Annotated in this window: 17 protein-coding genes; 13 read left to right on the top strand and 4 right to left on the bottom strand. The window is 50.9% G+C overall.

What is annotated here, in order from left to right:
* The first annotated feature begins 38 nt into the window (after positions 1–38).
* From ACYVC2_RS14915 to ACYVC2_RS14875, 9 genes are all read left to right on the top strand, one after another.
* Positions 39–1541, top strand: a complete 1503-nt coding sequence (locus ACYVC2_RS14915; protein WP_461103247.1) for an aldehyde dehydrogenase family protein — start codon at positions 39–41, stop codon at positions 1539–1541.
* A gap of 54 nt (positions 1542–1595) precedes the next feature.
* Positions 1596–2351 (top strand): SDR family oxidoreductase, encoded by a 756-nt coding sequence (locus ACYVC2_RS14910; RefSeq protein ID WP_461103246.1) that lies wholly within the window; start codon positions 1596–1598, stop codon positions 2349–2351.
* 67 nt (positions 2352–2418) lie between these two features.
* Entirely contained in the window at positions 2419–3156 is a 738-nt protein-coding gene (locus tag ACYVC2_RS14905; RefSeq protein WP_461103245.1) for an alpha/beta fold hydrolase, read from the top strand.
* Between the two features lie 761 nt (positions 3157–3917).
* Entirely contained in the window at positions 3918–4745 is an 828-nt protein-coding gene (locus ACYVC2_RS14900; RefSeq protein WP_461103244.1) for an alpha/beta fold hydrolase, read from the top strand.
* 72 nt (positions 4746–4817) lie between these two features.
* Complete coding sequence (locus ACYVC2_RS14895) at positions 4818–5603, top strand: alpha/beta fold hydrolase (protein ID WP_461103243.1); 786 nt, start codon at positions 4818–4820, stop codon at positions 5601–5603.
* A 133-nt stretch (positions 5604–5736) separates the two neighbouring features.
* A complete protein-coding gene (locus ACYVC2_RS14890) occupies positions 5737–6678 on the top strand; it encodes a ring-cleaving dioxygenase (protein WP_461103242.1) in 942 nt (313 codons plus the stop codon).
* 18 nt (positions 6679–6696) lie between these two features.
* Positions 6697–7209 (top strand): MaoC family dehydratase, encoded by a 513-nt coding sequence (locus tag ACYVC2_RS14885; protein ID WP_461103241.1) that lies wholly within the window; start codon positions 6697–6699, stop codon positions 7207–7209.
* 49 nt (positions 7210–7258) lie between these two features.
* Positions 7259–7828, top strand: coding sequence for an antibiotic biosynthesis monooxygenase (locus tag ACYVC2_RS14880; protein WP_461103240.1), 570 nt, complete (start codon positions 7259–7261; stop codon positions 7826–7828).
* Between the two features lie 128 nt (positions 7829–7956).
* A complete protein-coding gene (locus tag ACYVC2_RS14875) occupies positions 7957–10299 on the top strand; it encodes a tetratricopeptide repeat-containing sensor histidine kinase (protein WP_461103239.1) in 2343 nt (780 codons plus the stop codon).
* A gap of 8 nt (positions 10300–10307) precedes the next feature.
* Here the strand turns inward: ACYVC2_RS14875 and ACYVC2_RS14870 are convergent, their stop codons facing one another.
* Positions 10308–12848 (bottom strand): sigma 54-interacting transcriptional regulator, encoded by a 2541-nt coding sequence (locus tag ACYVC2_RS14870; RefSeq protein WP_461103238.1) that lies wholly within the window; start codon positions 12846–12848, stop codon positions 10308–10310.
* 235 nt (positions 12849–13083) lie between these two features.
* On the opposite strand from ACYVC2_RS14870, the gene ACYVC2_RS14865 reads away from it, so the two are divergent.
* Entirely contained in the window at positions 13084–13929 is an 846-nt protein-coding gene (locus tag ACYVC2_RS14865; RefSeq protein WP_461103237.1) for an AraC family transcriptional regulator, read from the top strand.
* 186 nt (positions 13930–14115) lie between these two features.
* On the opposite strand, the gene ACYVC2_RS14860 is transcribed toward ACYVC2_RS14865, so the two are convergent.
* The gene (locus tag ACYVC2_RS14860) at positions 14116–14856 is read right to left on the bottom strand and encodes a hypothetical protein (RefSeq protein ID WP_461103236.1); all 741 of its coding nucleotides are present in this window, start codon (positions 14854–14856) and stop codon (positions 14116–14118) included.
* A 123-nt stretch (positions 14857–14979) separates the two neighbouring features.
* Positions 14980–15447 (bottom strand): SgcJ/EcaC family oxidoreductase, encoded by a 468-nt coding sequence (locus ACYVC2_RS14855; RefSeq protein ID WP_461103235.1) that lies wholly within the window; start codon positions 15445–15447, stop codon positions 14980–14982.
* A 621-nt stretch (positions 15448–16068) separates the two neighbouring features.
* Between ACYVC2_RS14855 and ACYVC2_RS14850 the strand changes: the two genes are divergently transcribed.
* Both ACYVC2_RS14850 and ACYVC2_RS14845 read left to right on the top strand, forming a co-directional pair.
* The gene (locus ACYVC2_RS14850; protein WP_461103234.1) at positions 16069–17088 is read left to right on the top strand and encodes a hypothetical protein; all 1020 of its coding nucleotides are present in this window, start codon (positions 16069–16071) and stop codon (positions 17086–17088) included.
* 187 nt (positions 17089–17275) lie between these two features.
* A complete protein-coding gene (locus ACYVC2_RS14845) occupies positions 17276–17881 on the top strand; it encodes a hypothetical protein (RefSeq protein WP_461103233.1) in 606 nt (201 codons plus the stop codon).
* Positions 17882–18020: 139 nt separating this feature from the next.
* Here ACYVC2_RS14845 and ACYVC2_RS14840 read toward each other — a convergent pair whose 3' ends face one another.
* Entirely contained in the window at positions 18021–19085 is a 1065-nt protein-coding gene (locus tag ACYVC2_RS14840) for a tail fiber domain-containing protein (RefSeq protein ID WP_461103232.1), read from the bottom strand.
* Between the two features lie 434 nt (positions 19086–19519).
* On the opposite strand from ACYVC2_RS14840, the gene ACYVC2_RS14835 reads away from it, so the two are divergent.
* Positions 19520–20278 (top strand): carboxypeptidase-like regulatory domain-containing protein, encoded by a 759-nt coding sequence (locus ACYVC2_RS14835; RefSeq protein WP_461103231.1) that lies wholly within the window; start codon positions 19520–19522, stop codon positions 20276–20278.
* The last annotated feature ends 130 nt before the right edge of the window (positions 20279–20408 follow it).

Here is a 20408-nt window from a genome sequence, read left to right as displayed (position 1 = left end):
GAGGGGTTATTCTCAACCGTCTAAACTCCCTTACTACCATGCTAACCTTAGAAGCCCCCATTGGTCTCGATGCCTTACAGAGACCGATTCCTTACACCGAGTTAAACAAGCAATTTATTCATGGACATTGGGTTGATGGACGGGAAGCCACCCTGATCGACAACCTGAATCCATTTACGGATAAAGTAATCCATACGCTGCCTTCGGCAGGAACGGATGATGTGGACGCAGCCTTTGAAGCCGCCAAACAGGCTTTTTCGGCCTGGTCCGCCACGAATCCACTCGTTCGTCGGGATGTATTTCTGAAAGCCGCTGCTCTTCTGCTGGAACGTCAGGAGGAGTTTATTGACTGGCTGACCCGAGAAGCCGGAAGTACTTATTTGAAAGGATGGCTGGAAGTGCAGCAATCTCACGATATTCTGGTCGAAGCGGCCTCGTTCCCTACCCGCATGCACGGACGTACTACCGCGTCGACGATTGATGGGAAAGAGACATACGTATACCGAAGACCATTAGGTATCGTCAGCCTGATCAGCCCCTGGAATTTCCCTTTGTACCTCTCCATGCGGACAATCGCCCCGGCACTGGCTGTCGGCAACAGCATGGTTGTCAAGCCGGCCTCCCAATCGCTGGTAACCGGCGGAACCATTATTGCCAAACTGCTGGAAGAAGCGGGGCTACCGGCTGGCGTTCTGAATGTCGTCGTCGGTCGGTCGGAGATCATGGGCGACTACTTCACGGCTCACCCCTATTCGAGGATGGTTTCGTTTACCGGTTCAACACCGGTAGGCAAAGGGATCGGGCGAATTGCCGGGGAAGGCCTCAAAAAGTCGGCACTGGAGTTGGGCGGCAACAATGTGTTCATTGTGCTGGATGATGCCGATGTGGATAAAGCCGTCGATGGTGCTGTATTCGGACGCTTTCTGCATCAGGGTCAGGTTTGCATGGCAACCAACCGCATTCTCATTCACGAAAGCCTGTACGATGAATTCAGAACCAAATTTGTCGGCCGGGTAAAGCAACTTCCCTACGGTGATCCGGCAAATAAAAACACGGTGGTCGGCCCGCTGATCGACCATAAATCGGTTCAGCGTATTCTGGGCATTCTGCAAAGTGCCGTAGCCGATGGCGCTGTGGTCGAAACCGGAAATGCAGCCGACGGTAACGTCCTGCAGCCTACGGTGTTATCGGGTGTCACGAAGGCTATGCGCATTTTCAAAGAGGAAATCTTTGGTCCGGCCGTAGGGCTGGTTTCGTTCGCTACCGATGAGGAAGCCATTGAGCTGGCCAATGCAACCGACTTTGGTTTAAGTGGGGCCTTATACACCAAAGATATTTACCGGGGTATGCAGCTGGCTCGGCAGGTGGAAACGGGGATGATGCACATCAACGACCAGTCGGCCAACGACGAAGTACATACGCCATTCGGGGGCGAAAAGTCGTCGGGAACCGGGCGCTTTGGCGGTGATTTTATTTTGGACGAACTGACGACGGTTCAATGGGTGAGTGTTCAGAAAGTGGCCCGACAGTATCCGTTCTAACCTTATCTGTATCGGCTCCGCTTCTAAACGTCGTACCCATTTAATCATAGAACCATGAATCGTCTTCAAAACAAAGTAGCCATCATTACCGGTGGTAGTAGTGGTATCGGCCTGGCCACCGCCAAAGAGTTTATCGCTCAGGGAGCTACTGTTCTCATCACCGGCCGCAGTCAGGAGTCGCTGGATCAACTCACTGCTGAGTTGGGCGAAAAAGCCTACGGTATCGTCTGGGATGCCAGTATTCCGGGAAATGCCGGGCATCTGGCCGCCTTCGTTGAGGCAACCTTCTCCTCCATCGACATTCTGTTTGTCAATGCCGGGGTTGCCAAATTCGCTCCTTTCGAGAGCATGACAGAAGCCATCTTCGACGAAAGTGTAAACACCAATCTCAAGGGAGCCTATTTCACGATTCAGGCGCTGGTGCCTTTTTTCAAAAATGGTGGCTCCATCCTGCTCAATACGTCCATCAATGCGCACGTTGGCGCACCGAGTGCCAGCGTGTATGCCGCCACGAAAGGAGCCTTGCTGACCATGGCCAAAAACCTTTCTGTCGAGTTGATCTCCCGCCAGATCCGCGTCAACGCCATCAGTCCGGGGCCTGTCGATACGTCGTTGCATAGTGCGGCTAAACTAGGAATTTCGGACCAGCAACTCACCCAAATGAATCAGGGCATTATCGATGCCATTCCGCTTGGCCGCTTTGGCAGACCGGAAGAGATAGCCAAAGTGGCCCTGTTCTTTGCCTCGGATGATTCCTCGTTTGTGGTGGGTGCCGAACTCATCGTGGACGGGGGTATGTCGATGGGCTAATGTCAACGTGAGCCAACAGTTCATAAATACACTGAATCGCGCTTTGAGCGCACTAACCACTCCTGTTATGACCCTTTCAACCCTCTCAGCCGCTGACGCCCAATTGGCAAAAACGGGCGTATCGAATGTTGTGCTGGTTCATGGTGCCTTTGCCGATGGATCGAGCTGGTCTAAAGTAATTCCGCTGCTGGAAGCCAAAGGACTAAGCGTTATTGCGGTGCAAAATCCGCTGACTTCATTGGCCGACGACGTAGCAGCCGCCAAACGGGCAATCGCCTTACTCAACGGCCCTGTACTTTTGGTGGGTCACTCGTGGGGCGGAGTAGTCATTTCGGAGGCTGGCAATGACCCGGCTGTGGCTGGTCTGGTTTACGTTGCGGCCTTTGCGCCCGATGATGCACAGTCGCTCATTGATGCCTCCCAGAGTGTACCACCCGCTCCCGGTCTTAGTGAAGCGAAACCGGATGCATCGGGCTTTCTCTCACTAACGCAAAAAGGGGTGCAGGAGGATTTTGCACAGGATTTACCCCTTGCCGAACGAAATCTAATCTGGGCGACGCAGGGCTCCTGGGCCGCTTCTGCACCAACCGAAAAAATTTCGAAAGCCGCCTGGAAAACCAAACCCGCCTGGTACATTGCGGCCAGTGAAGACCGCATGATTAACCCCGATCTGCAACATATCTTCGCGAAAAACATCGGAGCGACCACCCTTACGCTTACGTCCAGTCACGTACCCATGCTGTCACAACCGGACAAAGTAGCCAACTTCATTAGTGAAGCGGCCGCCCATGTAACGGTGCAGTAAGTATACTTCACCGTTACATGGCCATCGGAGAAGTGTTCCGCTATCGACAAGCCCTCTATGCGCTTGGCTGTTAGGTTCTAATCCCGAGAGTATGACATTCATATAGAAGTATAAAAACTAGCTCCGTATAGAATCCAGAAAGGTGCCATTATTTTATCCTTTCTGGGTTCTATACCAATTCATGTTGTCTTTTCAGGATAATCCTACCAGGCTTTCGAGGTTAAAAACAGAACCTAACTACCCTGCTTTATAGGGGGTATCACTTTAGCAAACAGAAAGGGGTTTTAAGCACACCCGCCTGGGCAATGATCGAACCAACCCAGTTATCTACACGCCCTCGATGACCCAGTTGCGCTCCGTGAGTCAAGGCACAACCAAAAGCAGTATCTCACTGATAATGAATACAATGACCTTTCTATGCTTATTGAGTTAGCCATTGAAAGCATTCATTTCTTCTACGATGAACATGGGCTACCGGACGAATTATCAATCTAATTTACCCCCTATATTCATTGATTCAATCTGATATACTCAGCGATCAAAACCGTTCATGAAAAACTCTATTTGAATGGAGATCCGCTGATTAACGGGGCTAGCTGTCGACCGCAACCCTTGGTCTACGGCTCTATACAACCGTCAATTTATACCGTTTTTCCCTCGATTCGTACCGCTACTGGCAAACCACTTCCCACCAACTTTGTCTCGGTAATCGAAGAGATTTAGATCTCCTCGAAATTGTCAACTCTTACATCTCCAAAACTATGCCTACGTTAAAAGTCAAAGACGGTACCGAGATTTACTATAAGGATTGGGGAACCGGACAGCCCATCGTCTTCCATCATGGCTGGCCGTTATCCTGCGACGACTGGGACGCCCAAATGATGTTCTTTCTGAAACAGGGGTATCGCGTAATCGCCCATGATCGCCGGGGACACGGGCGCTCATCTCAGGCGCCAAACGGACACGACATCGACACCTATGCCGCCGATGCTGCCGAACTGGTGGAGTATCTGGACTTGAAAGAGGCTATCCATATCGGCCATTCCACGGGTGGCGGAGAAGTGGCGCGATACGTAGCCAAATACGGACAGGGACGGGTGGCCAAAGCGGTGCTAATCAGTGCCGTTACGCCCCTGATGGTAAAAACCGAAGCCAATCCGGACGGGGTGCCGATGTCGGTGTTCGATGAGATTCGGGAAGGTACGGCTACCCGACGTCCGCAATATTTCAACGAGTTTACCTTGCCTTTCTACGGCTACAACCGGCCCGGTGCGACTCCCCTGCAGGGTGTGCGGGATAACTGGTGGCGTCAGGGAATGATGGGCGGTATCAATGCGCATTATTACGGCATCAAAGCGTTTTCCGAAACCGATTTTACGGAAGACCTCAAGAATATCGACATACCGGTTCTGGTGCTGCACGGCGAAGATGATCAGATAGTACCAATCGATGTTGCGGCCCGCAAAGCGATCAAATTGCTCAAGAATGGCCGTCTGATTACGTATCCCGGATTTCCGCACGGTATGCCTACCACAGAAGCGGCCACCATCAACGCTGACTTACTGGCCTTTATTCAATCGGAAGTTTAATCCACTTTTCAGAAGGGCATCGACGAGTTGCGACCCTATACGCTGTCGATCCTCTTTCAATAACACTGCATTATGGCAACCCTAAAACGCTTGCTGGCCATTTCCTCAATCATTATAACCATGACGCTGTCAACAACCGACGAAACACCAGCTCAGACCACTGGGAAGGGAGTACAAAACATTGTGCTGGTGCACGGCACCTGGGCCGATGGCTCAAGCTGGTCGAAGGTCATTCCGCTGCTGGAAGCCAAAGGCTACAACGTCCTGGCGGTGCAAAATCCGCTGACCTCGCTGGGTGATGACGTTGCCGCTACAAAACGTGCTATCGAGCTGCAGAATGGTCCAGTCTTACTGGTGGGTCATTCCTGGGGTGGCGTCGTGATTACGGAAGCAGGTAATCACGACCAGGTGGCTGGTCTGGTCTACGTAGCAGCCGCGGCCCCCGACGAAGGCCAGTCGTTTTTAGAACTGGTACAGACTGCCTCCGCCACGCCCGGCAACGATCAGATTCGTCCCGATAAATACGGATTTGTGAGTATGTCTCCCAAAGGCATCTTTGAAGATTTTGCACAGGATCTGCCCAAGTCGGAGCAGCAATTGATTCTGGCTACGCAGGGACCACAGGCGTTTTCGGCCCTGCAGGAAAAAATCACGAAAGCAGCCTGGAAAACCAAACCTTCCTGGTACGTTGTAGCGACTAACGACCGGATGATCAATCCCGATCTGGAACGGACGCTGGCTAAAAAGCTTAAAGCCACCACGCTGGAAGTGCCAACCAGCCACGTAGCGATGCTGGCGCAACCGGAAAAAATCGCATCCTTCATTATCGAAGCGGCCGGGAAGCTGGGAACGAAGTAAGTCAGTCATAGGTGGTCATTTTATGGTCATTGATCGTCATTGGTTTTCTGGCTCTGAAATCCCTTGAGCATTGAATGATTGTTAATGACTACAAAATGCCCACCGATGACCATAAAATGCCCCTAATTTCATTATGAACGATTCCATTTTAGGCCTGCACCACATTACGGCCATCGCCAACAATGCGCAGCGCAACTATGATTTTTACACGCATGTGCTGGGCCTGCGTCTGGTGAAAAAGACGGTCAATTTCGATGATCCGAACACCTATCATTTTTACTACGGCAACGAAACAGGTATGCCCGGTACCATCCTGACCTTTTTTCCCTGGGAAGGCATCGGTCCTGGAAGAAACGGCGTGGGTATGGCCACCGAAATTGGGTATTCCGTTCCGAAGGGTAGCCTGGATAACTGGATCGGGCGTTTCCGGGAGTCGGGTGTGTCGATGGGCGAACAGGCCGAGCGCTTCGGAGAAACCTATCTGCCGTTTACCGATCCCGACGGACTCGCGGCCTCACTCATTGTATCTGAACAGCCAGACGGTCGCCCAGCCTGGGAAACGGATGACATCAAGCAGGATATGGCCACGCAGGGCTTTCACAGTGTTACCCTGACGCTGCAAAACATTAACGCCACCGCCAGGGTGCTGACCGATGTGTTTGGATATCGGCAACTGGCGCAGGAAGGCAATCGCTACCGGTTCCAAACGGACGCCGTGCCCAACGCGTCGATTGTCGATTTATTGGAAGAGCCAACCGGCAGGCTCGGGCGTAATGCTGCCGGGACGAATCACCACGTAGCGTTTCGGGTCGCCAACGAGGCCATCCAGATGGAATTTCGGGAAAAGATCCTGGCCAGTGACTTGCAAATCACCCCAAAAATTAATCGCGATTACTTTTTCTCGCTCTACTTCCGCGAACCCGGCGGTGTCCTGTTCGAGATAGCTACCGATAATCCTGGCTTTACGGTCGACGAACCGCTGGCCGAATTGGGAAGCGGACTAAAACTGCCGAAGCAGTACGAAGCCTCACGGGCGAAGATCGAGCAAAGCTTACCCCAGTTGAAGACAAACTAAACGATACGATACAAGTCTATGGATAGTGTAACCACTCCTCCATCCGCTGCTGACAGCCACTCATTCGATCCTGACTCCTTTCTGATCGTTCCGCCAAAAACGTTCGCAGACCTGCGCATCGGCGACGTGTTTCGGGCTCCCAGCCGCACGCTGACCGATGCCCATGCGTCGGCTTTTCAGACGGTCTCGTGCGATAATCACCCGGTGCATTACGATGTGGAGTGGGCTCGCAAGCATGGGCACTCGGCCCCGGTGGTTCATGGTCTTCAGGTATTGGCGTTTACTGCGCCCGGCGCTACGCTGTTTCCGCATTTCATCGGCGAGGTATTTATCAATTTCAGTGAACTGTCCTGTACGTTTCTGAAAGAAGTCCATTCCGGCGACACGCTGTATTCAGCCCTGACTATTACAGACCTGGTGTCTCAGGGCGATACGGGTCAGGTCGTAACGGCGGTTGCTGTTCACAACCAGCGGGGTGAGCTGGTGCTCTCGGGGCAGCATACGTATTTACTACGGATCAGTCAACCGTAAAACCCGAAATACGTTATATTGGCATATCGAGCCCTAAACAATGCGTAGTATGTCAGCGAGTATTCCCATCAAAGCTGATAGTGCCGTTACGACCATCATCGTACAGCGGCCCTTGAAACAGCAGGTTCAGGCGTATGAAAACTGGCTACAGGAAATTGTCCCCCTGGCGCAGGCGGCCGTCGGGCATCGGGGTGTCAACGTAATCAGACCGCACGGACAGAGTGATGAATATACCATTGTTCTGCACTTCGATTCGGAAGCAAATCTGCGAAACTGGCTCAATTCTGATACTCGCAAACGAATGATCGAGACTGTGCGGCCTCTGCTGAATGAAAATGAAAAAATTGACATCAAGACCGGGCTTGAGTTCTGGTTTACGCCCCCACATAGCCCTAAGACGGCCCCACCTTACAAGCAGTTTCTAGTGACGCTGTCGGCTATTTTTCCGCTCTCTTACTTCATTCCGCAACTACTCGACCCTGTGGTTCAATCACTTCCCGTTTTGGCTGTTCCTTTACTCAAAAGTTTACTGACGAGTTCGATTATTGTTGCCCTGATGACGTTTGTGATTATGCCCCGCTACGTTCGACTGGTGGCCAAATGGTTGTATGCCTCCTGAACGAACCCCTATGAATTGGCCGGCAAGAAAACGCGGTTAAGCTTATATTTGTAAAACACGTTCCTATTCCGCCGATTTTCACTGGCTTACCGATAGTAGGGGTGTTCCTGTAAAACCTGAAAAGCAGTATGCCGCCAGAGAGGGATAGGGTCATTGTCCGATGGATTGCCAGCCGGCTAAGGGTATGCCGTTGTAAGCGACTGGTTCTTTTTTGGGCACTAGGTTTACTGGCCTTACCCGCTGGTGGGCAAAACATAAATCGGCAGCAGGTAAACCGTTTACTCGGTGAACTGCGCAGCAGCCGACCCGACGAAAACAGACTCCCTATCCTGCTCGAGCTGGGTAAGTTTCACATCTACAAACCGGGAGAATCCCAAATCGATTTAGACAGCGGCCGAACGTATCTCATCCAGGCCAAAAAACTAAGCGACTCCCTGCACCGGATAACCTGGCAACACGACGCTGAAAGTATGCTGGTGATTGCGGATATGGAAGGCGGCAACAATCGGGTTGGTCGGACCCGGTTTGCGCAGCTGATTCGCGATTGCCAGCAGAAAGGCGATCGGATGGGTGAAGCCAATACCCGCTTCCGGCTGGGTATCTGGCTGAGAAACATTGATCCGGATTACAGGCCTGTTTTTGCCAATTTTCGTCAGGCAGCCGCTCTTTATAAAGCGTTACATAAGCCCGAAAAAGAAATCCACGCTCTGAAAGAAATCGGGGACACATATCTCTATGCAGGAAAATTAGACAGCGCTGAGGCAACTTTACGACACGTGTTAAGCCGCTATAAAGCAATCGGCTATCCCAAGTTACACTATACCTATAATGCCCTCTCCAGCGTGGGTACGCTGATGGGTGATTACGAAAAGGGACTGCGTTACGCCATGCTGTGTATTGACAGTATGCATAAGACGGCCGATACGGTTTCGGCGGCTGCCTTCTACGGCGACCTGGGGCGGATCTATGAGGAGACAGGCAATCACCGGAAAGCCATCGAATGGCAGGAAAAATCACTTGCCAAATGGAGGCAGGAAAAGTTACCCAACTTTGCGCTGTATAATACCGCTGGTTTTATTGCGAAAGAGTTGATTGCGCAGAAAAAACCAAAGCAAGCGCTTCAGTTAATCGAAAAACTGGTCCAGGAAATCCCGACCAACACCTTCATTCAGAAAGCCTGCGTCGCCCAGCATTTAGCGTACTGTTACGAAGCGTTGCATAACACGCGGTTAGCCGAACAGTATTACAAAGAAACGCTGGCCTGGTACGCCAAAAATGGCCTCGATTTTGAGGCTTCCCAACAGGCCGAACAGGAGTTGGGAACCTTCTATTTTAAGCAAAATGACCTTAAACAAGCGACTTATCATTTAGAAAAAGCGCTTAGTTTTTTTCCGCAGAAAAATTCGCTATCGACTATAAAAGACATTCATCTGCTTTTATTCAAAATAGATTCGGCGCAGGGGAATTACGTGGAGGCTATTCGTCATTTTCGAACGCACAAAGCCCTGAACGACTCGCTTTTTAACGAAGTCAAAAGTAAACAGATTGCCAGCCTGCAAATCAAATACGATACCCGCCAGAAAGAGCATGACATTGACCTGCTCCGTAAACAAAGCCGGCTCCAGCAAATCGAACTGACGCACGAAAAAACGACGCGCAACGGGATCATTGCCGGAGCGGTGCTGCTCGCCGGTTTGCTGGGTGTCAGCTATAATAGGTATCGGCTCAAACAGCGAAGTAACCAGTTGCTTCATGCCAAGCAGGCCGAGATCAATCAGAAAAATAGCTCACTGGAGCAGGTATTGGGCGAAAAAGAAGGGTTGCTGGAAGAAAAAGAATGGATGCTCCGGGAGATTCACCACCGGGTAAAAAACAATCTGCAAATCATTACCAGTATGCTCAATGCACAGTTGGATTTTTTGCAGGAGCCTAAAGCTATAGCCGCCATCAAAGACAGCCAGAACCGAGTGCAGGCCATGGCCCTGATTCATCAGAAATTGTATCAGTCAGAAAATCTGGCGTTGGTGAATATGCCCGAATTAATCGGCGAGATTGTCGATTATCTGGTGGAGTCCTTTCCAGATACGGAATCGATCCGGACAAAACTTGACGTGTCGGCTATTCAGCTAGATGTGTCGCAGGCTATACCGATTGGGTTGATCATTAACGAAGCCGTAACAAACTCGCTTAAATACGCCTTTCCGCTGGACCGCTCAGGGCTGATAACGGTACAATTTCAGCCGGCGGGAACGCTAACGTACCGGCTGACGATTGCCGACGACGGCGTAGGCCTACCCACCGGGCTGGATCTCAACCGCACCCAGACGCTGGGCTTGACCATAATTCGGGGGCTAAGCCGCCAGTTGGGAGGAACGCTGGTCATTCAGCACGATGCAGGTGTACACATCCAGCTAGAATTCAGCCAAACGGCAAAAGTCAACAAGACCAGACCGAGTCAGATCTCAGTCTGATTGAGGGCTCAGAACGTAGACGGCTTGGCTTGTGGGGCAATATTCAGCTTTTTCATCCGAGCTTCCAGCGTTGTCGGTTTCAGGTTTAGTAGTTCAGCTGCACCACCGCGGCCCCGAATCCGATTTCCAGATTTGGCCAGAGCTGCCAGAATAGCCGCCCGCATGGTTTCGTCAATGGGCTGCACCTCCTCCACTGATAGACTGGTAATAATCGGCGAGTTTGTAAATGGACTGGTTCGTAGCGGTTCGGCTAGTTCCAGCGTAGCCGTTGGCGACAAAATGGCCGCTCGCTCCAGCACGTGTTCGAGTTCCCGAATATTGCCCGGCCAGGGATACGTAAGCAATTGCTGAAGCGAGGTATTGGCGATGCTGGTCAGGGGCTTACCCAGTTTCTTGCTGATGCGTCGAAGAAAATGCATCGCCAGCGGGCGAATATCGTCGGGGCGCTCCCGGAGGGGCGGCACGATGATGGGAAATACATTCAGTCGGTAATATAGGTCGGAACGGAATCGGCCATTGGCCACTTCCTGCAGCAGATTTCGGTTGGTGGCCGCAATGATCCGGGTGTCGATCTGAATAGGACCTTTCCCACCCAGGCGCTCGATTTCTTTTTCCTGAATCGCCCGCAGCAGTTTCGCCTGTAATTCGAGGGGAAGTTCACCGATTTCGTCCAGAAACAGCGTACCTCCGTTGGCCAGCTCAAACTTACCAATTCGTTTTTCGATCGCTCCCGTAAAGCTACCCCGTTCATGCCCAAACAGGTCGGATTCAATGAGTTGGGCAGGAAGTGCAGCACAGTTCACTTTGATGATCGTCCGGCCTTTTCGGGACGACAAATTGTGGATAGCCCTGGCGACCAGCTCCTTACCAGTTCCGGTTTCGCCCAGAATCAGTACGGTTGAGTCTGTGGGAGCCACTTGTCCAATGCTTTTAAAAACGGTGTGTAAAGCGGAACTGACACCGACTATTTCCTCAAAATTATGAGTGGTTTTTATTTCCTCGGTCAGGTAGGTTTTTTCCAGTTCAAGTTGCTCACTCAAAATTTTGATTCGCTCGAAGGCCAGTAGATTCTCCAGCGCCATGCCCATCTGAATGCTGATATCCTGTAGCGTACTAAGGTCTTTGTAGGTAAACGAATACGGTGCCCGGCTAGCCAGTACCAGCGACGCCATCGGCTGGTCTTTAATAAAAATCGGGACGTACATCGCTGACTGTAAGCCCAGTTTGCGGTATAAGCTATTCGTTGCGTTTTCGGGGTCTCCGGCGGTAAACTGACAGCCTACACTGAGCGTTGGCTTAATTAGCCAGGAGCGCATATCGGACAGGGCCTGTTTCCAGTCGGCCCGTTGAATCCCATACTGGTGAAGTAACCGCTGTTCGGTCAGTGCTATAAAAGAGCCAGCCTCCTTATGGACCAGGCTGTCGATCGCCACAGTTTCCGACGATCGGCCAACCTGGTAGAGTGCCACCAGATCGACGGGCATCAGTTCATTGATACTGCCGGCCACCTGGGCTAAAATTGTCTTTAAATCACTTCCATTCCAGAAGGCATTCACAATCGTCAGTTCAATAGCTTTTATTTGTTGGCGGGCTTCCAGTTCTTCATACGCCAGCAAACTATCCAGTGCCAGGGCAATCTGGGGTGTAATCAAACTAACCGCCTGGTAATCTTTCTGAGTAAATCCATCCGCTAACGCACTGGACAAAATGATCGTCGTCATCGAATTCCGCTTGGTCGGAATAGGAAACAGCATCAGCGAGCGAACCCCAAAATAATCGCGGCACGAGCGGGCGGTTACGTAGTTGTCGCAAAGCTGGTCGAAGGCTTCGCCGGTGAATACGCCCATTTGTTCGCCCAGCCGATCCGGTGCTTCGCGGTCCAGCTTATCAAGCAATTGCGTATCCGCTTCACTGCGCAACAGGGCGGCCAGATTCACCCGGACAAACGTATTTGCCGCGGTTTTTCCCAGCATCAGCCAGTAAAACGACGATTCGTCAGGCAGGCCAATACGCAGGTTGAGAAAGGAAAAAGGCACAAGTTGGTTGATCTGGCGGGCAATGGCCAGACACAATTGCTCCCGATCCTGGATATTGACTATGGCATTGTTAACGGCAATCTGAATCGTCTGTTGCTGACGAAGTTTGGCCTCTTCGCTGTGCGCATGACGGTAACGGGCTATTTCGAGGGTTGTCAGCACATCTTTCTCCCGAAATGGCTTAGTCAGAAAACCAAACGGCTGGGTGTGTTTAGCCGCTTCCAGGAGGCCGTCGGTCAGGTTGGCGGACAGATAAACGAAAGGAATCGATTGCTCCTTCAGCCAGTGAGCCAGATCGATTCCAGTTTCATGACCATCCAGGAAAATGTCCAGCAGCACAATATCCGGAGTTTGCTCAGCCACCATCGTTTTGGCTTCGTTCACCGATCCGGCCAGACCAATAACCTGATACCCCGCTTTTATCAGGATACGGCTAAGGTCATGCGCTATTAAAAACTCATCTTCCACCACAAGTAGCGAAGGTAGACGGGTTAATTCAGTAGGGTAGTCCATCGTACGTTAACCGCATTGATGATGCGTAAAGGTACAACGTACCATCTACTCCAGTACCTACCTCCAACATATTGGAGTCTCTATTATGTTGGAGCCACTTTTTCAATTCGAAAATCTACTTATCTTACTAATATTCAGGCATATATATTCACCATGTCAATCTTTTTGACATGGTGGCACTGTGTTGGCAATGGAGGTTGTAAAGCAGACTCACTTCTTTTAAATCGCCTTTGTCATGAGCTATTCCATCCAGCACGAACCGCTATTTATCGAATATGTTGAAACCAACCACTGGTCTACACCAGTACAACGACCTGCTTGTTATGAACTAGTGTTTATTCAGACAGGTATGGGTGAGCTTGTCGTCAATGGGAATCGGTTCACTTACCAGGCAGGGGATGTATTTTTTCTGCGCCCTTCCGGCAGTCATAGCTTCAACCTATTTCAAACGACCAGCTTTTATAAGCTGTCGTTTACAAGGTTATTTTTAGCCGATTTAATAACAACGAATACCCATGTATGGCCGCACATTAACGAGTACAGCGCACCGGTATCAGGTACAGTAGTTGCCAACCCAACCGATCAACAGAACCTGCTGACATTAGTCGAAATTCTTGTCGTGGAGCAGCAGCGTCTTTACCCATTTCTATCGAACCCAGTCGTCGAGTCGCTGATGAAGACGATCCTGAGTATAGTAGATCGTCATCTTGCTCAACATTCGTATGGCGGACACCCGCGGTCAGCACATCCTTCGGCGTTTATTCAACGGATCGTGGCTTATATTGGTCAGCACATTACGGAGCCCGATCTATTACGTATGGATAAACTGGCGGATATCTTCAATTATTCGGCAAGCCACTTAGGGGCCCTGTTTAAACAACAGGTGGGCGAATCCATTCAGCAATATACGATCCGCTATAAACTCAAACAGATTGAAACAAGATTGAGCCTAAGCACGATGACCATCTCGCAGATTGCCGATGAATTTGGCTTCTCCGACGTTTGCCATCTAAACAAGTTATTCAAGCGATATTATCGGTACACCCCCACTGATTTCCGCCGTAGCCTGGCGTCATCCTAGAGCCGTTGTTCTGCGATTAATCCGGTGGTGCCTGAGGTAAGCATTGTTGCCTTTACTTGCCTCATATTACTCAGCTAATCAATGTGATACAGGAAAATGTCCATCTTAATCCACGACCAGATCCATAGAAAATGAACAAGCAGGCTGTTTACCTAGCGGCCCAACTCCGCTAAATCACTCCAACTCTCACTTCTGAAAAAAGGGTTTATACTCGCTGACGTAGGTCAGATAATACCAGCTCGTGTCAGCAGGTTTAACTCCGTCCAGGCTATATTCTGAAAAGCGGGTGAGTACGTAATCCTGCGGGGTTACGTTATTGGTTTGCAGTACTAGTGTTGGTAGATACGTTTGCTTATCCACGATCACCTTGTAGATAATGACCCGCTCAGTAGTTAGCTCTTTAAAGCGTCCCAAATTTTCCAGCACCCGACTCTGCAAAGCGAACCTCACCTGGTAGCAAGGCTTGCCATAGACAGTCGTATCAACCAGCGTTTTAGGAATCTTTGTATCGGCAGTAATGAATTTAAGCGAATTGCGCAGCGTGACGATTGAGTTGTAGAAAAAAGAAATAGATGAAAAGCTATTGATACTAGGCTGCTTCTCCACACGCATCGTTTTTTCCGTCTTGTCCAGGGTCAGCAATGTTTCCCCATTGTAAATCAATTTGTTTACATCGCTATCGATTTGAAACCAGAATCCTACCGGATTCTTCCCCTGCTGAAAGTCAAGGTACATACTTCCCGACAGTTCGTTGCGATACGATTCCGACCGGTAATTCACGTCGCGGTAATACTGATAGCGTACCGTTTTCAGGGCCGTTAGCCTGGCAAGTGTACGCTGCAACACGTCATCAGCACTGACAGGCGGAGTCGGACGGTGGAACGCAATCAGCAAAAAAACAACAGGCAGAGACAACACTGACTTCATACACAACAATGATGACCGGTCTTGTGCCCAACCGGTACAGCAGCAAAGATGATGTAACTCACGCTACTATTTCGGTTGAGTCAACAAACTTCACCGCATTCTGATTCATCACCTTGCCTGCAATTACTCTAGCTCCGGTATCGGCAGGCCGGCCTTTATATCGACATTGTGATAAGCCGTAATCTTCCAGCCCGTGGTTTCTCGGACCAGTACCTGCAACACCCGCGTGTTGAGTCTGCCGTTGCTATCGAAATGAATGCCAGCGGGCGGAGTAACCGAGAGTCCCCAGAGCGAGGCTATTGTTTCTACAATCGCTACATCAGCACTCACAAAGCGTAGCGAGACAAGCTTTTGATCAAAGCGGGTATTTTTATAGACGCCGTTGAAAATCAGCGCATGTTTTTCCAGAAAGGTCTGATGGCCCTGCAAGAACATCCCCTGCACATTGGTACAGGTACCGTCGGCTGCGAAGGCTTGTGCATAGCTTACTGCATCGCCTTGATTCCAGGCCGTGGTTTGCTGCTGAACGATGGTTAGGATGGCGGCTGTATCGGCCGAATGTTGATTGGCGAATTGGGTTGGAGAGGGCATGGAAAATCTGTTAACTGCCTACGTTAAGGTAGCTCAACCAGATGAGCCCACAAAGGTGACTGTCAATCCTATAAGCCCCTACCAGTCTGTGCATGAATAGCCAGGGAATGCGCCTGAATTGAGTAGTCCCCAGCCTGAAATGAAAGCCTGCGTTTCTGGGTAAGTGCTTACTCATTGCGGCCCAGCTTCTATTCCGTATTCGTCGTTGGTTGGCTACACAACTAGCCGATGAACAGCTCCTGCTCAGCCCAACATTCCAAACTCCCATCAGTTTCTGGGCACCGCCAGTCGGAACCTGATCGTTAAGTTGATACTGTGGCTATTTTGGCTTAACCAGCCGCAACGAGCGCTCCTGCTGCTTTAAGAGCTGCGTGCCTTTCAGGAGTAGATGCATGGTTTCATGGAGACAAGAATTCAGGCAATCGAAGATTAGTTGACCCAGCAAATTGGCTTTATGGAGTAGGTTATGAAAAAAATGGCGCCAATGAGGCCAGGTATTTTCAGGTATTCATCTGGAATGGCTCTGTTCCATGAGAAAGTCCCAGGCTAAGGGCTATCGATGACGATGGCCGAACCATTACAAAGCCTAGTACAATTGACACAGCCATAAGACGTATTTAGATGCTTTTAATCGATCAACTTGACAAGTGCATTTTTGGGACAGCATCGATCCCCAATCAGGTGGTCAACTATTTAGCCGTAACCTGTTTGTTACTCACTAGCTTCAGCTGTCAGCAGGAAACGCCCTTAGCGCCCCGCTCAACCGATCAGATTGCCCAGTTGCAGGAGTGGTCTGTATCAGGACCTGCCTCCAACACGGCTACGGTACAGACTGGCGATACGCTTGTCTGGCTCAAAATCGATGATGCCTATTATTCCATTGCCACAGCAACCAGCAGCACCTTCAGCTATGACAGCCAGCAACGACTAACCACACAGCGAACAAATGGGTACCGAAACGACACCGAGTATGGGCGTTCTCAATCGTTTCAAACGTATACCTACAGCTATAGCCCCACTCAGGTGACCATACTCAAGGAAGGCAAACGGATGAGTGGTTCATATACGTATGGCACCTTCGCTACTCAACAGTATCTTCCCCTCACTGAGCAAGGGCTGGTCACCAGCCAGCCCCGGTTTGAGGGGCGCTATAGTGAAGGGGATAATGGCTACAGCGGAGTCAGTATGCTCTTTAACGCTAGCTTTGAGGACCGGGCTCAAGACACGCTACGGCGCTATGACCAACAGGGGTACCTGACCCAAACGACCATGGTTTCCAATCAGGCGGTATACAGACACTGGCGGTTGAGCCGTACCATTGACGCGGGTAATGTAACTGGTAGCGTCCTGACCCAGCCGGGCACACCGGCTGCCCCCGCAGAAACCCAACTCTTCGGAACGCTTTGTCAATACGATCCTGCTCAGCCCAATATTCCAAACCCCCACCAGTTTCTGGGCACCGCCAGTCGGAACCTGATCGTTAAATTAATCTACTATCCAACGGGTTTTAACCCCACGACTCAAACTTATCGCTATGAGTATGATAAACAGGGGCGAGTCACTCGCTACTACATCAGCTCGGGGGTGCTACCGGAGCGTAAACTGTATCTGATCGGACGCATTACGTATGCGAATCAGTAAGAGAATGACTGCCGTCTGCTGACAGGAAAGCCGCATCGATGGACAGCAGCACCGTTCTGCTCCAGAACCACTTTATTAAGACAGGCATCCAGGAATGGGAAGGGTAAATAACTCACAAAACAGCACTTACTACAGCCTATAAGCCTACTTTTACTAACATTTATACATACTACGTGTTTTTAGGTACATGGATACACAGACCAAGCCAAACACGGGACTATCCCTCAACGATTCGAACGGCCGGCAGTTGCTACAGGCCTCTATCAAAGAGTACGTCTCTTTCCTTCGCAAGCAGCCTGCCATCTGCGGTAGCGCCGATCAGCAGGAAACGTTGCTAAAACATATTGCGCAAGGCCACGACCTGATTAAGCTGGTTGGGGCAGAGCGGCTCAAGATCACCCGTCAGCTCGACAAAGAGAAACACGACTGGATGGAGCTCGAGAAAGAAATGACAGCCCCTATCGAGACGGCCATGAAACCGTTGAAAGAAGCCATAGAACATTACAACCGGGAGATGCTGCGCATTCGCCAGCATCAACTTGAAGAGGCCGCTGAGCATACGCCCGCCGAGGAGAATGAGCAGACCAACTGGCTTACACCAGAGGTAGCGCTGGTGGCAATACCAAAAGGGGTACAGATGAAATGGAGTTTTGAGATCGTTGACCCCAACCAGGTGCCTAATGGCTACTGGATCATCGATGAGGGAGCTATCAAAGCAGATGTTGCGAATGGGATACGCGAGATACCTGGCGTGCGAATCTATGAGCAGGCAACGACCACCTACCGCCGGTAAGAAAAGCCTTTTCTGTATAGAATGGGGCACGAAAACCCGGTGCCGATAGTGCCGGGTATTTGTAGCCCATTCATTTGCACACGGTTCTGCCGCGTGCAAATGCCCCGCCAAGATTGACGGGGCTGGCTGATCGGATGTATTACTGCTTCAGCAATGTGGCCAGTTGCTTTTTGACCTGCTCCATATCCGACTTTAATGAGGCCGTTTCACCCGCCTGTTGCCTGAGGACTGCGTTTTCAGCCTTGAGTTGGTTCACTTCCCTGATCAGCGCCTGAATCGCGATCAGATTCACCCCGTCGAAATCCGCCTGATTGATGCTCTTGTCTTCGCCGATTGTACCAAGTTGATCGTGCCCAAAGGCGGCAAAAAAGTCCTGAGCCATGGGACCATAGTGACGATATTGGTGGGCATCCTGGCCTTTGTAGTTCCAGCTGCCTAGTCGCATCGTGGCAATCTTTTGCAGAAACGATGCGCCGTCGGCTTTACGGAAGTTCTCCTTGCGGGTCGAGTCGGAAATGGTTGTCCAGGCGTTGCCACCAGCGGGTAGTTGCACACCTACAGCGGTGGCCTGATTGCCTGGGTTATTACTGTAGAGCATGTACCCACCTCCAAAACGCATCATCATCTGGTTATCGGCTGAATTTCTATATTTAATGGCTAAGTTTTTGTCGCCAATAATAAATGAACCAGCATGGCTGTTGGTCTCCACCGAAGTACCCATCGCCGTGGAATACTCACCATTTGCGTTTGTATAGGCACCCAGGGCTGTGGCATATTGCCCGGAAGCAAAGAGAGAGTAACCCAGGGCCGTGGCCCCATAACCCGTGGCATTGGCATACTGGCCCAGGGCCGTAGCGCTATAGCCTGTGGCGACAGAATAATAGCCGCTGACAAATGAAAAAGTGCCTGAGGCCTTGGTGTTGTAGCCTGTCGCAAACGAACCGTCCCCGACATTGGTGAAATCATTAGGCCCTGAGCGGCTCCAGTTATTACTGACGACAATGCCTGCCCGAAAGGCACCTATGCTGCCATACCAAATGAGTTTTCTGGTATCGCTTACCTGGTTAGTATCCTGGCCGAAGAGCACGGTTCGCCCGGTCGGTACGTTGAGGAAGGCTTTGGGCGTGGTCGTGCCAATACCCACCTGGGCATACAGGTTCACCGAATTTACTACCAACAGAGTCGCAAGGACAACTTGTTTCATGATGAAAAGAATTGAATGATAACTTAAAAACTCCCGAACCGTAGTGCCATGTTCGTTCCATGAGCCGAGGAGTACATACCTGGAGGTAAGTTGTATCGGTTTCAGGACAATCCTGAGTAAGTTTTGAGGGAACGGTCAACAAGAAAGACCCCCATCCGTCGGAATCTTTTCCCTGAGCTGCTTTCTGTCCGCCTGCATGGTTGCCAAACCAACGCCAGCAGGCCCACCACCAATTCCGCTCAGCTATCATCGCCCGGCCTGTAACCAATAGTTGGCTCCTGATTCGAACACCACATTCAACACTTCATACGTCAATTCCGGCGATTAGCAAACCATCTGCTTCGGCCGGTGTGCGACATCCGCCAACTTTGTCCCATCCAGACAGCGCCTTCAACGAAAAAACGCGCTGTTTACTAAACAACTACGCTAAGTTTATGCAACGAATGATACGTTTTCTGGCAATGGCCAGCCTGATTAGCCTGGTGGCCTGTTCTAAACCGGCAGGCGATTCGGTTTCGCCCGGTCCTACGGCCCCACAGGCCGGGTACGTTTCGGGTACCGTGCGCGACGCCCAGGGTAAGCCCATCAAAGGAGCTGAGATTACCATCAATAATACAGGCGAAGTCGTCAATAATCTGATTGGCTATTCGGACGCTAACGGAAACTACCGCATCAAACTCAGCACCGGCGGTGGTCCATTAATCGGCTCCTATTATGTCCGGGGCCATCTCACGGTTAACTACCTGAATCATCCCTTCAAGCTGGCCCTGTTTGTGGAAGATGACAGTGCCTTCTCGCCCGAAGCAGGGGCGGTTAAAAATTTAAAGTTGATGACTGCGGGGCCACGCTCAAACTTCGGGGACAGCGGCTGGTATGGCGGAACGATTGAAGTGGACAATCACACCAGCAACGCCCATTTTCCCAACATTGAAGTTACGCTGGAACCCGTTGGTCCACTGGTAGACGGTAGCGCTGGTGAAACTCAGGTAGCACGTCCTGACTGGCTGTACTCCTACAATGTGCCCATTGGTCAGTATAAAATCACGGCTCGTGATGTGGCTACCAACACCCCCCTGGCGGTTAGGAATTACTATTATGACAAAAGTTATCAGCGGTCTACAACGGGCGTCTTCGAGCCAATTCTTACCGGTTCGGATCGCTATCAATTAGTGGTTGAGGTAGGGGATCTGTAATGGTTCGCTACTGGTTGGGCGCTGGTTTCAAACTGAGCCAGCGCCCGGCTCAGCCGCCATTGTAGTCGACTCTGCTCCTCGTTCGTCGTGGGCATCCTCCGGGTGATTCAAGACGACCGGCAAGGTGTAA

Source organism: Spirosoma koreense (genome assembly GCF_054777875.1).
Note: the sequence above shows the minus strand (reverse complement) of the source record. Positions and strands in the feature narration are given on the sequence as shown.

Bases quoted from the DNA above. Each gene is read 5' to 3' on its own strand.
- ACYVC2_RS14835 (WP_461103231.1), top strand. From the start codon at position 19,520: ATGCAACGAATGATACGTTTTCTGGCAATGGCCAGCCTGATTAGCCTG.
- ACYVC2_RS14870 (WP_461103238.1), bottom strand. From the start codon at position 12,848: ATGGACTACCCTACTGAATTAACCCGTCTACCTTCGCTACTTGTGGTG.
- ACYVC2_RS14865 (WP_461103237.1), top strand. From the start codon at position 13,084: ATGAGCTATTCCATCCAGCACGAACCGCTATTTATCGAATATGTTGAA.
- ACYVC2_RS14915 (WP_461103247.1), top strand. From the start codon at position 39: ATGCTAACCTTAGAAGCCCCCATTGGTCTCGATGCCTTACAGAGACCG.
- ACYVC2_RS14885 (WP_461103241.1), top strand. From the start codon at position 6,697: ATGGATAGTGTAACCACTCCTCCATCCGCTGCTGACAGCCACTCATTC.
- ACYVC2_RS14895 (WP_461103243.1), top strand. From the start codon at position 4,818: ATGGCAACCCTAAAACGCTTGCTGGCCATTTCCTCAATCATTATAACC.
- ACYVC2_RS14880 (WP_461103240.1), top strand. From the start codon at position 7,259: ATGTCAGCGAGTATTCCCATCAAAGCTGATAGTGCCGTTACGACCATC.
- ACYVC2_RS14890 (WP_461103242.1), top strand. From the start codon at position 5,737: ATGAACGATTCCATTTTAGGCCTGCACCACATTACGGCCATCGCCAAC.
- ACYVC2_RS14900 (WP_461103244.1), top strand. From the start codon at position 3,918: ATGCCTACGTTAAAAGTCAAAGACGGTACCGAGATTTACTATAAGGAT.
- ACYVC2_RS14875 (WP_461103239.1), top strand. From the start codon at position 7,957: ATGCCGCCAGAGAGGGATAGGGTCATTGTCCGATGGATTGCCAGCCGG.
- ACYVC2_RS14910 (WP_461103246.1), top strand. From the start codon at position 1,596: ATGAATCGTCTTCAAAACAAAGTAGCCATCATTACCGGTGGTAGTAGT.
- ACYVC2_RS14905 (WP_461103245.1), top strand. From the start codon at position 2,419: ATGACCCTTTCAACCCTCTCAGCCGCTGACGCCCAATTGGCAAAAACG.
- ACYVC2_RS14860 (WP_461103236.1), bottom strand. From the start codon at position 14,856: ATGAAGTCAGTGTTGTCTCTGCCTGTTGTTTTTTTGCTGATTGCGTTC.
- ACYVC2_RS14845 (WP_461103233.1), top strand. From the start codon at position 17,276: ATGGATACACAGACCAAGCCAAACACGGGACTATCCCTCAACGATTCG.
- ACYVC2_RS14850 (WP_461103234.1), top strand. From the start codon at position 16,069: ATGCTTTTAATCGATCAACTTGACAAGTGCATTTTTGGGACAGCATCG.
- ACYVC2_RS14840 (WP_461103232.1), bottom strand. From the start codon at position 19,085: ATGAAACAAGTTGTCCTTGCGACTCTGTTGGTAGTAAATTCGGTGAAC.
- ACYVC2_RS14855 (WP_461103235.1), bottom strand. From the start codon at position 15,447: ATGCCCTCTCCAACCCAATTCGCCAATCAACATTCGGCCGATACAGCC.